The organism is Acuticoccus sediminis (assembly GCF_003258595.1).
Classification (GTDB): Bacteria; Pseudomonadota; Alphaproteobacteria; order Rhizobiales; family Amorphaceae; genus Acuticoccus; species Acuticoccus sediminis.
Genome location: NZ_QHHQ01000007.1, coordinates 140,738 through 155,215 on the forward strand (window position 1 = coordinate 140,738; position 14,478 = coordinate 155,215).

General features: G+C 70.1%; 11 protein-coding genes. 9 read left to right on the forward strand and 2 right to left on the reverse strand.

The window, feature by feature from the left end; all coding sequences use genetic code 11:
- Positions 1 to 63: 63 nt before the first annotated feature.
- Both DLJ53_RS26460 and DLJ53_RS26465 read left to right on the forward strand, forming a co-directional pair.
- Complete coding sequence (locus DLJ53_RS26460; RefSeq protein WP_111351032.1) at positions 64 to 1,269, forward strand: LL-diaminopimelate aminotransferase; 1,206 nt, start codon at positions 64 to 66, stop codon at positions 1,267 to 1,269.
- A 362-nt stretch (positions 1,270 to 1,631) separates the two neighbouring features.
- Positions 1,632 to 2,936 (forward strand): homoserine dehydrogenase, encoded by a 1,305-nt coding sequence (locus DLJ53_RS26465; protein WP_111351367.1) that lies wholly within the window; start codon positions 1,632 to 1,634, stop codon positions 2,934 to 2,936.
- A gap of 68 nt (positions 2,937 to 3,004) precedes the next feature.
- Here the strand turns inward: DLJ53_RS26465 and DLJ53_RS26470 are convergent, their stop codons facing one another.
- Positions 3,005 to 3,874: a glycosyltransferase family protein gene (locus tag DLJ53_RS26470; protein ID WP_111351033.1), complete on the reverse strand. Its 870-nt coding sequence runs from the start codon at positions 3,872 to 3,874 to the stop codon at positions 3,005 to 3,007.
- A gap of 271 nt (positions 3,875 to 4,145) precedes the next feature.
- On the opposite strand from DLJ53_RS26470, the gene glpX reads away from it, so the two are divergent.
- A complete protein-coding gene (gene glpX / locus DLJ53_RS26475; protein ID WP_111351035.1) occupies positions 4,146 to 5,138 on the forward strand; it encodes a class II fructose-bisphosphatase in 993 nt (330 codons plus the stop codon).
- Positions 5,139 to 5,163: 25 nt separating this feature from the next.
- Complete coding sequence (locus DLJ53_RS26480; RefSeq protein ID WP_111351037.1) at positions 5,164 to 6,279, forward strand: amidase family protein; 1,116 nt, start codon at positions 5,164 to 5,166, stop codon at positions 6,277 to 6,279.
- Between the two features lie 33 nt (positions 6,280 to 6,312).
- Here the strand turns inward: DLJ53_RS26480 and recJ are convergent, their stop codons facing one another.
- A complete protein-coding gene (recJ, locus tag DLJ53_RS26485) occupies positions 6,313 to 8,040 on the reverse strand; it encodes a single-stranded-DNA-specific exonuclease RecJ (protein ID WP_226578661.1) in 1,728 nt (575 codons plus the stop codon).
- Between the two features lie 306 nt (positions 8,041 to 8,346).
- Between recJ and DLJ53_RS26490 the strand changes: the two genes are divergently transcribed.
- The 5 genes from DLJ53_RS26490 to DLJ53_RS26510 all read left to right on the forward strand — a co-directional run bounded on the left by DLJ53_RS26490 (position 8,347) and on the right by DLJ53_RS26510 (position 14,470).
- Positions 8,347 to 8,673, forward strand: coding sequence for a PepSY domain-containing protein (locus DLJ53_RS26490; RefSeq protein WP_146620098.1), 327 nt, complete (start codon positions 8,347 to 8,349; stop codon positions 8,671 to 8,673).
- Between the two features lie 18 nt (positions 8,674 to 8,691).
- Positions 8,692 to 9,363 (forward strand): response regulator transcription factor, encoded by a 672-nt coding sequence (locus DLJ53_RS26495; RefSeq protein WP_111351041.1) that lies wholly within the window; start codon positions 8,692 to 8,694, stop codon positions 9,361 to 9,363.
- 12 nt (positions 9,364 to 9,375) lie between these two features.
- Positions 9,376 to 10,758, forward strand: a complete 1,383-nt coding sequence (locus DLJ53_RS26500; protein WP_111351043.1) for a sensor histidine kinase — start codon at positions 9,376 to 9,378, stop codon at positions 10,756 to 10,758.
- A 161-nt stretch (positions 10,759 to 10,919) separates the two neighbouring features.
- A complete protein-coding gene (locus tag DLJ53_RS26505) occupies positions 10,920 to 13,712 on the forward strand; it encodes a valine--tRNA ligase (protein ID WP_111351044.1) in 2,793 nt (930 codons plus the stop codon).
- Positions 13,713 to 13,714: 2 nt separating this feature from the next.
- A complete protein-coding gene (locus DLJ53_RS26510; protein WP_111351046.1) occupies positions 13,715 to 14,470 on the forward strand; it encodes a class I SAM-dependent methyltransferase in 756 nt (251 codons plus the stop codon).
- Positions 14,471 to 14,478 lie beyond the last annotated feature (8 nt).

Genomic DNA, 14,478 nt, shown 5'->3' on the forward strand with positions numbered 1-14,478 from the left:
TGCGCCGGGAGTGTGGGACGCTGTATTTCGCAATAAACGTTCGGAGTTGTCGCGATGCCACCGGTGCAAGAATTCCATAAGATCCGCCGGCTTCCACCTTATGTGTTTGAGGAGGTTAACCGCCTCAAGGCGGCGGCGCGCGCGAACGGGGCCGACATCATCGACCTCGGCATGGGCAATCCCGACCTGCCCACCCCGCAGGCGATCTGCGACAAGCTGGTCGAGACCGTCTCGAAGCCGCGCACCAACCGCTACTCCGCCTCGAAGGGCATCCCCGGCCTGCGCCGGGCCCAGGCGGGCTACTACGCGCGCCGCTTCGGCGTGAAGCTCAACCCGGACACCGAGGTCGTGGCGACGCTCGGCTCCAAGGAGGGCTTCGCCAACATGGCCCAGGCGATCACCGCGCCGGGCGATGTGGTGCTGACGCCGAACCCGTCCTATCCGATCCACGCCTTCGGCTTCCTGATGGCCGGCGGGTCGACCCGCTCGATCCCGGCCGAGCCGGGCGAGGAGTTCTTCCGCGCGCTCGAGCGGGCCGTTGTCCACTCGGTGCCGAAGCCGATCGCGATGGTGCTGTGCTACCCGTCCAACCCGGGCGCGCACATCGCCGACCTCGACTTCTACAAGGACGTCGTCGCCTTCGCGAAGAAGCACGACATCTGGGTGCTGTCGGACCTCGCCTACTCGGAGATCTACTTCGGCGACACGCCGCCGCCGTCGGTGCTCCAGGTCGAGGGCGCGAAGGACGTCGCCGTCGAGTTCACGTCGATGTCGAAGACCTACTCCATGCCGGGCTGGCGCATGGGCTTCGCCGTCGGCAACGAGCGGCTGATCGCCGCGCTCGCCCGCGTGAAGTCCTACCTCGACTACGGCGCCTTCACGCCGATCCAGGTCGCCGCGACGGCGGCGCTCAACGGCGGTGACGAGTGCATCGCCGAGGTGCGCGACATCTACCGCAAGCGCCGTGACGCGCTGGTGGATTCGTTCGCCCGCGCGGGCTGGGAAATCCCGTCCCCCGAAGCGTCGATGTTCGCCTGGGCGCCGATCCCCAAGCAGCTCGCCCATCTCGGCAGCCTCGAGTTCTCCAAGCAGCTCCTGGAGGAGGCCTCCGTCGCGGTGGCACCGGGGATCGGCTTCGGCGAGCACGGCGACGGCCATGTGCGTATCGCGCTCGTCGAGAACGAGCAGCGCATCCGCCAGGCCGCCCGCAGCGTGAAGAAGTTCCTCGACCGGCACCACAACGTCGTGCCGATGTCCGCCGCGCGCTGACCCCGCCCGTCCTGCCGCCGGCAGGACGCAACGCCCGGCCGCGCCCCCAGGGCGGGGCCGGCGCCCGGGCCGGAGGGGGGCAGCCGTCTCCCTCGGGCCGATCCTCAACGCGGGCTGGGCGACGCTGACTGCGCCGCCCACGCTGCGGTCGATCTCCGGACCACCCGCTCCACCTGCGCCCGCGCAAGCCCCGACACCCTCGCCAACGGACCTCCGTCGCCGCCCGGCCACCGCGACCGGCGCGGCGTCGCGCCGACAATCCGGCCCGGATTGCGCACATCGCGCTCTGGGCGCTGGCCTTCGCGGGCGGAATGCGTTTGATGTCGCATCTTCAGAGTCCGCACGATGTTCAGAAGGTGCCCGTGACCGAAACGCTCAAAATCGCCATCGCCGGCCTCGGGACGGTCGGCGCGTCCACGATCAAGCTGCTCCAGGCCGAGCCGACCCATGGCGGCTCGGGCCGCAACATCGAGGTGGTCGCCGTTTCCGCACGCGACCGCACGCGCGAACGCGGCGTGGACCTCTCCGGCGCCCGGTGGTTCGACGACCCGGTCGAGATGGCGGGCTGCGACGCGGACGTCTTCGTCGAGCTCATCGGCGGGGCGGGGGGCGCGGCGCTCGCCTCGGTCGAGGCGGCGCTGACGTCGGGCAAGGCGGTCGTCACCGCCAACAAGGCGCTCCTGGCCGAGCACGGCATGCGGCTCGTCGGCATGGCGGAAGGGGCGAACGTGCCGCTCCTCTACGAGGCCGCGGTGGCGGGCGCCATCCCCGCGATCCGCACCGTGCGCGACGGGCTGGCGGGCGTGCCGATCAGCTCCGTTCTCGGCATCATGAACGGCACCTGCAACTACATCCTGACCCGGATGGAGGCGGAAGGCATCGGCTTCGACGAGTGCCTCGCCGACGCCCAGCGCCTCGGCTACGCGGAGGCGGATCCGACGTTCGACGTCGACGGCTTCGACACCGCTCACAAGCTGGCGATCCTCGCCTCGATCGCCTTCACCACCGAGATCGACGCCGGGGCGATGAACATCGAGGGGATCCGCGGCATCGAGCCGGCGGACATCGCCGCCGCGGCCGAGCTCGGCTTCCGCATCAAGCTCCTCGGCATCGCGACGATGACCGAGGACGGCGTCGACCAGCGCGTCCACCCGACGATGGTGCCGCGCGGCTCGGCCCTCGCGGAGACGTCGGGCGTCACCAACGCCGTGTCGATCCGCGGCGAGGCATTCACCGAGCTGGTGCTGTCCGGCCCCGGAGCGGGCGGGATGGCGACGGCCTCGGCGGTCGTGTCGGACCTCACCGACCTCGCGCGCGGCCTTGCGCCGCGCCCGCTCGGGCGCCCGGCGTCCTCGCTGCTGCCGTTCAGGAAGCCGCAGGCGGGCGGTCACCGGGGCGCGTTCTACGTGCGCCTCCCCATCGCCGACCGCGCCGGCGCCTTCGCGGCGCTCGCCAAGAACATGGCCGCGGAGGGGATCAGCCTGGAGCAGATCGTCCAGAAGACGCCGCACCGGCCCGAGCACCTGCCCCCGCTGGACCAGCAGACCGTCGTCCTCGTCACCTATCCGACGGACGAGTCTGCGCTGAACCGCGCCCTCGCGGCCATCGAGGCGGAGGGCATCGTCGTGCGCAAGCCGCACGTCATCCGCATCGCCCAGACGCTCTGAGCGCCCGGGGCGGCGCCCCCTGTTCCTCGGTGAAGCCCGAGCCCCGCGACCTTTCGGCTCGACCCGGCCTATCCCGTGGCGCCGAGGCGGCGGCGGATCGGGCCGAGGGCCCACGCGAGGCCGGAGCGGGGGCGGTGCCGGCTCAGCTTGTGGCGCGGCACCGTCTGCATGCTGACCGGCGGCAGCGTCACCTTCTCGACCGAGGCGTTGATGAAGCCGATGCGCTCGATCAGCCGGTCCATCATGCCGGTGTCGAAGTCGGCCTTGATGATCCGCGCGACGTCGCGGCGATAGTGCGTGTGGACGACGAAGATCGTGCCGCTGACGACGCCGCCGTACATGAGGCGGTAGTTGTAGTTCTGCGACAGCGGCCAGAGGTCCGGCTTCAGCTTCAGCAGGGCGTTGACGAGCTGCGGCTGGTCCATGATCTGCGGCCCGTGCCGCGCCGCGGCCCTCGCGAAGGATTCGCCCCACGCCTCGGAAATCGGCCCCGCGAAGGCGCCTCGGATGAAGAGCACGCCGGAGTTGAGGGCGTAGTAGCGCCGCGACTCCTTGTCGACGGCGTCGGCCATCGTGACGATCTCCTCGCGGTGGTAGGGCATGTGGACCCCCGCGATGTCGAACGCGCCGAACTCGAAGACGCGGCTGATGTCGTCGTAGATGACGGTATCGGTGTCGAGGAAGATGCAGTCGGACCCGGCCATGGTGCCGATCGAGCGGATCTTGAAGGCCTTCGGCAGCTCGTCACCCTCGAGCGGGACGATGTCCGTGAACGGGAAGTCCGGACGCCGGGCGAGCGCCTCGACGAGATCCGGCCGGCTCGTCAGCAGGCGGATGGGCTTGTCGGTATAGCGGCGCAGGGAGCGGGCGGAGACGAGGGCTTCGGCGGTGTAGACCGGCGGCGCGTCGGGCCGGTCGAAGGCACTGTAGATGAACATTGGGCCCGCTCGACAAGGGATTCGTGTCGCTGGAACTGGATTGTGTGCATGCGCGATGATGAGGACGAAGTCCATCGCGTACCGGAAACTCCGATGCGCTATGGTATTTTACGGCAATGTTGTGGTCGAAATGATCGCTTTCGTCACGGAGCTGCCCTGTTGGGCATGATGCAAGGTGTTGATGCAGTTCGGTTGTACGCGAACGATTGCACCGAGCCGGACAACGCGGCACAAGGAACCACATCCGAGGAGCGGAGACGACATAAAGCTCATGTCTGAAGAGAAAACGCCGCATGAGGACGCGCTCGACCGCGTCCTGACCGTCGAGGTCATGCGTGTCACCGAACGTGCTGCCGTGGCGGCGGCGCGTTTGCGCGGTCGTGGCGACGAGAAAGCGGCCGACCAGGCTGCGGTCGACGCCATGCGGCGAGAACTGAACCGCCTTGCCATCGAGGGCATCGTCGTGATCGGCGAGGGCGAGCGCGACGAGGCGCCGATGCTGTACATCGGTGAAGCCGTCGGCACCGGCGGTCACCGCGTCGACATCGCCCTGGACCCGCTCGAGGGCACCACGCTCTGCGCCAAGGACATGCCGAATTCCATCGCGACGCTCGCGCTCGCGAACGGTGGCGCGCTTCTCCATGCGCCCGACGTCTACATGCAGAAGATCGCCATCGGCCCCGGCTATCCGGACGGCCTTCTCGAGCTGGACATGCCGCCGGACGAGGTCGTCCGCCGCGTCGCGCGGGAGAAGGGCGTGCCGCCGGCCGAGGTCACGGCCTGCGTGCTCGACCGGCCGCGCCACACCCAGCTCATCGACGAGCTGCGGAAGACGGGTGCGGCCGTGCGTCTCATCTCGGACGGCGACGTCGCGGGCGTGATCAACACGACGAACCCGCTCGAGTCGGGGATCGACCTCTACATCGGCATCGGCGCCGCGCCGGAAGGCGTGCTCGCGGCCGCTGCGCTGCGCTGCGTCGGCGGCCAGATGCAGGGCCGGCTCATCCTCGACAACGAGGAGCGCCGCAGCCGCGCTGAAAAGATGGGCATCTCCGATCCGGACAAGATCTATACACACGAGGAGATGGCCTCCGGCGACGTGTACTTCTCCGCGACCGGCGTGACCGACGGCAACCTCGTGCGCGGCGTGCGGTTCCACCCGGATTATATCGAGACGGAAACGATCGTGATGCGGTCCTTCCACGGCACCGTGCGCACGATCCGGGCGCGCCACACGGACTTCTCGAAGTTCCTGCCGGCCTGAGGCGGCGGGCGTTTCGAAAGGCGACATGACCCCGAAGGATCCGTTCAACGCCTTCGTGGATCTCGTCCCGGAACCGGGACCGGGGCCCCGCCTCGCGGTCAAGGACATGATCGCGGTGGAAGGGCTCCTCCAGACGGCCGGTCTGCCCGTGCGGGCCGGCCGGCGCGCCTCGCGGGACGCCCGGGTCGTCACCCGGTTCCGCGAGGCCGGCTACGCCGTCGTCGGGAGCACGGCGACCGACGAGGCGGGGTTCGGCACGATGACGGCGGCTGTCGCCAACCCGCGCCATCCCGGCCGCGCGGTCGGCGGCTCCAGCGGCGGCTCGGCCGCCGCGGTGGCGGCAGGCCTCGCGGACATCGGCCTCGGCACCGACACCGGCGGATCGGTCCGCATCCCCGCCGCCTATTGCGACCTCACATCCTACAAGCCGACGAACGAGCGGGCCGAGATGGACGGCGTCCTGCCGCTCTCCCCCGCGTTCGACGTCGTCGGCGTGATGGCGCGCACGCTCGGCGACCTCGCCCCGGTCGCGCCTTTTCTGGTCGACCGCTGGGACGGCGTCGACGCGGCGCCGGCGCGCCTGACCTTCGCCGTGGACGAGCTGGGGGCGGCGGACGTGTTCGTCGCCGAGACGTTCGCGCCCATCGCCCGTGCGTTCGGTGCGGCGCCGTTTGCGAGCCCGCTGCCGTACGAGCCGGTCGCGATCGCGCATTCGGACCTCGTCTGCGCCGACGCCCTCGCCGTCCACCGGGAGGACTGGGGGAGGGCGCCCTATCTCTTCCCGCCGCTGTCGGCCTCGGGGCTCGCCTACGCGGCGACGCTGTCGGCCTCCCACCTCGCCGAGGCGCGCAGGATCTGCGAGCGCGCGCGGGCGGTCTGGCGTGCGGCGATGGCGCCCGACCAGGTCCTGATCCTCCCCACGCTGCCGATGGCACCGGCGGCGCGGCAGGCCGAGACGGTGGTGTTGCGCGGCGAGGTGGTGCCGATCACCAACGCCAACATCCGCCTCACCGAGATGTTCAACATCGCCGGACTGCCCGTGGTCGTCGCGCCGGTCGACGGGCTTTCCGTCCAGTTCGTCGCCGCGGCGGGCCGGGACGAGTGGCTGCTCGCCACCGTGCGACGCCTGCTGGGCGCCTGAGCGCGGGGCCCCGATCGCGAGGGGGACGCCGCGTCAGGCCGCGTGGCGGACGGCGGCGCGGACCTCGGCGACGTCGACGATCGAGATCTCGGCGCGCGGGACGCCGCGGAAGGCGCCGTGCGTCACCTCGACGGCGACGTTGACGGAGCTGCCGCGCGCGGCACGCAGCCGCTCGCCGACCGGGCCGGCGGAGCGGAACAGCATCGCGTCGATCCCCGGTCCGGCACGGCCCGCGAGGCGCAGCTTGAGGCATTCGCCCGATCCGACCGGCATCACATGCTCCACATGCGCGGCGTCGAGCGCGATGACGGGCTTCGGCCGGCCGGCGCCCCATGGGCCGTGGTCGGTGAGGAGCCGGGCGAGCGGCTCGTCGATGGCACCCGGCGCGGCGATGGCGTCGATCTTCAGCGTGTCGGTGGCCATGGCCTCGCGCACCACCGAGCCGAGGCGGTCCTCGAGCCACGCGGTAAGCGTGGCGACGCGCTCCGGGGCGACGGTGAGGCCGGCCGCCATCGCGTGGCCGCCGCCCTTGATGAGGAGACCGTCGGCCGCGGCCTCGCGAATCGCGGCGCCGAGGTCGACGCCGGGGATCGAGCGGCCGGAACCGGTGCCGGCCTCGCCGGTCAGGCCGATGGCGACGGCCGGACGGCGGAAGCGCTCCTTCAGCCGGGCCGCGACGAGGCCGACGACGCCCGGGTGCCAGGGCCCCGCGACGACGAGCACCGGAGCGCTCTCGTCCACCAGCGCGGTGGCTTCGGCGAGGGCCGTGGTCTCGAGCGCCCGGCGCTCCTGGTTGAGGCGGTCGAGCTCGGCGGCGATGGCTTCCGTCTCGGCCGGGTCGTCGCTCGTCAGGAGCCGCGCGCCGAGCCCGGACTGGCCAATGCGCCCGCCCGCATTGATCCGCGGGCCGAGCACGTAGCCGAGGTGGCCGGCATCGACCGGGCCGCCGAGGCGCGCGACCGTCGTCAGCGCGGCGAGGCCCATGTTGTCCCGCCGGCGCAACGCGACGAGCCCCCGAGTGACGAAGGCGCGGTTCAGCGGCGACAACGGCACGACGTCGGCGACCGTGCCGAGCGCGACACAGTCGAGCAGTGGCATCAGGCTGGGCTCGGCCTTGCCCGCGAAGCGCCCGCGCTGGCGCATCTCGCGCATCAGCGCGACCATCACCATGAACGAGACGCCCACGGCGGCGCACTCGGACAGCCCGGAGAGGTCGTCGCCCCGGTTCGGGTTTACGACGGCGTCCGCCGGCGCCAGCTCGTTCACCGGGTGATGGTCGATCACCAGCACCGTGAGGCCGCGGCGCTTGGCGGCCTCGATCGGCACGATCGCGCCCGCGCCGCAGTCGAGGCAGAGGAGAACCTCGCACCCGTCGTCGGCGAGCTGCTCCATCGCCGGAACCGAGGGGCCGTACCCGTCGGTCAGCCGGTCGGGGATGACGATCTTCGCCGTGGCGCCGAGGTGGGAGAGGGTGCGAGAGACGACCGCCGCCGAGGTCGCGCCGTCAACGTCGTAGTCGGCGAAGATGACGATGCGCTCGTTGCGGTCGACGGCGTCGGCGAGGCGGCCGACGAGGGTGTCGCAGTCCGTCAGGCTCGACGGGTCGGGCATCAGGTCGCGGATCGTCGGGGCGAGCTCGCGCCCGGCGTTGTCGAGGGTGACGCCGCGCCCCGCGAGCACGCGGGCGAGGATCTCCGGCAGTCCGTGCCGCTGGGCGAGGGCGAGCGCCGTGCGCTCTCCGGCTTCATCGAGACGGCGCATCCAGCGACGGCCGGAAAGCGATTGATCGACACCGAGGACGGACGCTTGAGGCACGGGCACACTCTGGACGCATGACGGCTCAACCATCGCCTGATGCGATCCGGAATTCATTGCAGTGTGGTTAACTTCCCCGACTTCCGACCGCCCGAACGGGAAAGGTGTGGATTGAGGCGCTTTCAGCCAGGCGAGGATTGACGCAGGCGGCAGCCGTCGCAACCGCGCGAGGAGCCCCGTGCCCCGTCGTGTCGCGCGGGTCGGACGATCTTGCGCGTGCGCCTCACTTTCGTTCATTCGACGTACACGGGCATGCTACTAATCCTCGCGACCATGCACCTCGTAAAGATCATATTCGCTGCGACCTTGCTGGCCCAGGCCGGCGCGCTCGTCCTTTGGGACGCGGCGCCGGCGGCCGCGCAGGCGGGGTGCCTCTCGCAGAGCGCGCAGCGACAGGCGGTGCGTTCCGGTCAGGCGGTCCGTCCGGGCCAGATCGGGCGCAAGCTGGGTGGCAAGGTTCTGAGGCTGAACCTCTGCGAGGGGAGCGGTGGGCTTACTTGGCGCGTTACCGTCCTTCAGGGCGACGGTCGTGTCGTCGACCGCGAGGTCGACGCCAGAAGCGGCCAACCCATTCGTTAGTGGACTAGGAGAAGCGTCATGCGTGTGCTCGTCGTGGAAGACGATCGTGATCTCAACCGTCAGCTCTGCGATGCCCTGAAGTCCGGCGGATATGCGGTGGACACCGCGTTCGACGGCGAGGAAGGCCACTTCCTCGGCGACACTGAGCCCTATGACGTCGCGATTCTCGACCTCGGCCTGCCGGAACTCGACGGCATCTCGGTGCTGGAGCGTTGGCGCAAGAACGCCCGCCGCATGCCCGTCCTCGTGCTGACCGCGCGCGACCGCTGGAGCGACAAGGTCGCCGGCATCGACGCGGGCGCTGACGACTACGTCACCAAGCCCTTCCACATGGAGGAGGTGCTCGCCCGGGTGCGCGCGCTGATCCGCCGGGCGGCGGGCAACGCCTCGAACGACTACGTGTGCGGTCCCGTCGAGCTCGACGCGCGGGCGAGCCGGGTCACGGTCGACGGCACGCTCGTGAAGCTCACCTCGCACGAGTACCGCGTGCTCGCCTACCTGATGATGCACCAGGGGCGGATCGTGTCGCGCACCGAGCTGACCGAGCACCTCTACGATCAGGACTTCGATCGCGATTCCAACACGATCGAGGTGTTCATCGGCCGCCTGCGCAAGAAGCTCGGCGCCGACATCATCGAGACGGTGCGCGGTCTCGGCTACCGCGTGTTTTCGCCGGGCGGCGAGGAGTAGTCGGCCCGCGCCATGAAGATCTGGCCCAAGTCGCTCTCGGCACGGCTTCTGCTCACGTCCCTGGCGTGGGCGACGTTCGCGATCGTGGCGACGGGCTTCGTCCTCGTCTCGGCGTTCCGCCAGACGGTGGAGGCGCGCTTCGACGATACGCTGGGCGTCTACCTCGCGATGCTGGTGGCCCAGCTCTCCGAGCAGGACGACGACCGCTACGGCGGCATTCCGCCCGACCTCGGCGAGCCGCGCTTCGTTCTGCCGCTGTCGGGCTGGTACTGGATGGTGGTCGACACCTCGACGGACGAGGTGATGCAGACCTCCGAGTCGCTGGCGGGCGACGTCATCGAGCTGCCGGACAATTTCGAGCGGACCGTCGGGTTCGTGCCGCGGCAGGGCTATGGCCAGGGGCCGGCGGGTGACCGGTTGCGCGTCGTCGCCCGGCGCGTCGCCTTCGCGGACGGCAAGTGGGTGATGGTGGTCGTCAGCGGCGCGGCGTCGACCATCGCCGACGACACCGCCTCCTTCACGACGCGGCTCGCCCTATACCTCGGCTCGTTCGCCATCATCCTGGTGGCGGTGACGTTCATCCACTGGCGCATCAGCCTCAGGCCGCTCACCGTGCTGGGCCAGCAGCTCGAGGCGGTACGCCAGGGGAGGGTGCAGCACGTCAGCACCAAGTTCCCGACCGAGATCGCGCCCGTCGCCGACGCGCTCAACACGCTGATCGACGCCAACCACGCGACGCTCGAGCGCGCGAGGCGGCATGTCGGCAACCTCGCTCATGCGCTGAAGACGCCGCTCAGCGTCCTCCTCAACGACGCGGGGACCACCGGGGAGCCGCTGGCGCGGTCGGTGCGCGAGCAGGTCCACACCATGCAGCGGCAGGTCCGCTACTACCTCGACCGGGCGCAGATGGCGGCGCAGGACCGCTTCATCGCGACCACCACCGACCTCGGCCCGGTGCTCGACCGGCTGCACCGGGCGATGGCGCGCCTCGCCGAGCCGCGCGGCATCGAGGTGACGCTGGAGCGGCCGGACGGCATCCAGTTCGCCGGCGAGCAGCAGGACCTCGAGGAGATCGTCGGCAACCTCGTCGACAACGGGATGAAGTGGGCGGCGAGCGAGGTGGCGATCGAGGTCAGGCCGAGCGACGAGGCGCTGCCGGGCGCGGCCTTCAAGCGCTCCTTCGCCATCGAGATCGCCGACGACGGGCCGGGCCTCTCCGAGACCGAGCGAACCGAGGTGATCTCGCGCGGCACGCGGCTCGACCAGACCAAGCCCGGCAGCGGCCTCGGCCTCTCCATCGTGGCGGAGCTCGTCGACCTCTACGGCGGCCGGCTGGAGCTGTCGCGGGCGGACCAGGGGGGCCTCAAGGTGATCGTGGTCCTGCCGCGCACCTAGCCGGGATTCCAGGCACCTGGGGCCGGTACCGGAGCGCTGAACCGATGCGGGCCGACCGTGCCGCCCCGCATCCCTGCGTTGCCTGGACGTCTTTCAATGAAAGTGCGCGTTGACGAAAGGCGGTGCAGGGCCTTAGGCACACCCTCTGAGGGTGTGGATCCATGTTCGAAAAGACCTACGACGCGGCCGACATCGAGCCGCGCATTCGCGAAGTGTGGCAAGAGGCCGACGCGTTCCGTGCAGGCGCGGGGGCGGATCGTGATGCGGACCCGTTCTGCATCGTCATCCCGCCGCCGAACGTCACGGGCTCGCTCCACATGGGGCACGCCCTGAACAACACGCTGCAGGACGTGATGGTCCGCTTCGAGCGGATGCGCGGCAAGGACGTTCTCTGGCAACCCGGCACCGACCACGCCGGCATCGCCACGCAGATGGTCGTGGAGCGCCAGCTCGCGGCCAACGGCGAACCCACGCGCCGCGAGATGGGCCGCGAGGCCTTCCTCGAGCGGGTCTGGTCCTGGAAGGAAGAGTCGGGCGGGGCCATCAAGGGCCAGCTCGACCGCCTCGGCGCGTCGTGCGACTGGTCGCGCGAGCGCTTCACCATGGACGCCGGCCTCTCCGAGGCGGTGCTGACGGTCTTCGTCCGGCTGCACAAGCAGGGGCTGATCTACCGCGACAAGCGCCTGGTGAACTGGGACCCGAAGTTCCTCACCGCGATCTCTGACCTCGAGGTCGAGTCGAAGGAGACGAAGGGCACGCTCACCCACTTCCGCTACCCGCTGGAAGGCGTGACCTTCGACCCGGAGGATCCGTCCACCTACATCGTCGTCGCCACCACCCGGCCGGAGACGATGCTGGGCGACACCGCGGTCGCCGTCCATCCGGACGACGAGCGCTATACCGACCTCATCGGCAAGAACGTCATCCTGCCGCTGGTCGGCCGCCGGATCCCCATCGTCGGCGACACCTACTCCGACCCGGAGAAGGGGTCGGGCGCGGTGAAGATCACCCCCGCGCACGACTTCAACGACTTCGAGGTCGGGCGGCGCCACAAGCTGCGCGTCATCAACATCTTCGACGAGCAGGCGGCCGTCACGCTCGACGGCAATGCCGACTTCGCCGAAGGGCTGGACCCGGCGGCGGTCTCGGCGCTCGTCGACGACCTGCACGGCGAGGACCGCTTCTCGGCGCGCAAGATCATCGTCGCGAAGATGGAAGAGCTCGGCTTCATCGAGAAGATCGAGGACAACGTCCACATGGTCCCGTTCGGCGACCGGTCGGGCGTGCCGATCGAGCCGTTCCTCACCGACCAGTGGTACGTCAACGCCAAGCGCCTCGCGGGTCCCGCGATGGACGCGGTCCACGAAGGCAAGACCACGTTCGTCCCGGCCAATTGGTCGAAGACCTATTTCGAGTGGATGGAGAACATCCAGCCGTGGTGCGTCTCGCGTCAGCTCTGGTGGGGGCACCAGATCCCGGCGTGGTACGGCCCGGACGGCAAGATCTTCGTCGAGCGCTCGGAGGCCGACGTCGCCCGCGTCGCGGAGATCCACTACGGCCACACCGTCCGCTTCGTGCCGCGCACCGAGGCGCTGGAGGCCTGGGAGGCCGGCGAGGGCGAGGAGACGCTCCTCTACCGCGACGAGGACGTCCTCGACACGTGGTTCTCGTCCGCCCTGTGGCCGTTCTCGACCCTAGGCTGGCCGGAGCGCACGCCGGAGCTGCGCAAGTACTACCCGACGAGCGTCCTCTCGACCGGGTTCGACATCATCTTCTTCTGGGTCGCCCGGATGATGATGATGGGCATGCACTTCCTCAACCAGGTGCCCTTCCACACCGTCTACATCCACGCCCTCGTCCGTGACGAGAAGGGCGCCAAGATGTCGAAGTCGAAGGGCAACGTCGTCGATCCGCTGGAGCTGATGGACGAGTTCGGCGCCGACGCGCTGCGCTTCACCCTCGCCGCCATGGCCGCCCAGGGCCGAGACGTGAAGATCGCCAAGGCGCGCGTCCAGGGCTACCGCAACTTCGCCACCAAGCTCTGGAACGCGACCCGCTTCGCCGACATGAACGAGTGCCGCATCGACCCGGCGTTCGAGCCGTCCTCGGCGCGGGGGACGCTGTCGCGCTGGGTCATCACCGAGGCGAGCCGCACGGCGGACCAGGTGACCGCCGCGATCGAGGCCTACCGCTTCAACGATGCGGCGGCGGCGATCTACCGCTTCACCTGGAACACCTTCTGCGACTGGTACCTGGAACTCGCCAAGCCGGCGCTGATCGGCCAGAACGAGGAGGAGAAGAAGGAGCTGCGCGCGGTGACGGCCTACGTCATCGACCAGATCCTCGTCATGCTCCACCCGTTCATGCCCTTCATCACCGAGGAGCTGTGGTCGATCACGGCCGAGCAGTCGTCGATCACGCGCGACACGCTGCTGATCCACGCGCCGTGGCCGACCGACGGGTTCCAGGACGACAGCGCGGCGGCCGAGATCAACTTCGTCGTCGACCTCGTCGCCGCCGTCCGCTCGCTGCGCTCGGAGTCGAACGTTCCCGCCGCGACCGAGGCGGAGATCGTGGTCGTCGGCGGATCGCGCGCGCAGGAGAGCTGGCTCGCCTCGCACGACGCGGCCATCCGCCGTCTCGCCCGCGCCTCGGCGCTGAAGGTGTCCGACGTCGCGCCGCCGAACTCGGCCCAGTCGGTGGTGGGTGACGTCGTCGTCTGCCTGCCGCTCGCCGGCCTCGTCGACCTCGCGGCGGAGCGTGCGCGCCTCGCCAAGGAGCTGAAGCGGCTGCAGCAGGACATCTCGAAGATCGACGGGCGCCTCTCCAATCCGAAGTTCCTGGAGAAGGCGGACGCCGAGACCATCGAGGAGCAGCGCGAAAAGCGCGCCGAGGCGGAATCCCGCCTCGAGAAGCTGACCGCCGCGATCGGCCGGCTGGAACCGGTGGACTGAGGATGGCCGCGCCCGCTCAGGTCTGGTCCGCCGAGACGTACCAGCGTCATGCGCGCTTCGTCTCGGACCTCGCGGACGGCGTCACCGAGTGGTTGGCGCCCCGACCGGGCGAGCGCATCCTCGACCTCGGCTGCGGCGACGGCGTCCTGACCGAAAAGCTCGCGGCGAGCGGGGCCACCGTGCTGGGCGTCGACGCGAGTCCTGACTTCGTCGCCGCGGCGACGGCGCGGGGGCTCGACGTGCGTCTCGTCGACGGCATGGCGCTCCCGTTCGAGGCGGAGTTCGACGCCGTCTTCACCAACGCCGCGCTCCACTGGATGCTGGAGCCCGCCAAGGTCGCCGCCGGGGTGCGCCGGGCACTGAAGCCGGGCGGACGGTATGTCGGCGAGTTCGGCGGCCACGCCAACGTCGCGTCGCTCCGCACGGCGCTTGCGGCCATCGCGCCACGCTACGGCGTCGATCCGGCGCGCGCGCACCCCTGGTACTTCCCGACGCCGGAGACCTTCGGTAGGCTGCTCGCCGAGAACGGATTCTCGGTCTCGCGTTGCGTCCTGATCCCGCGTCCGACCATCCTTCCGGACAGTGGCATCGTTGGTTGGATCGAAACCTTCATGAACCCATATCTGAAGGACGCCGCCGCCTCCGCTCCGGACGTCCTTGCCGAAGCCGAGGCGTTGCTGGCGCCGGCCCTGAGGGACGCCAACGGCGTCTGGACGGCCGACTACGTCCGGATCCGCTTCGAAGCACACGCGATCTGAGGTCTACG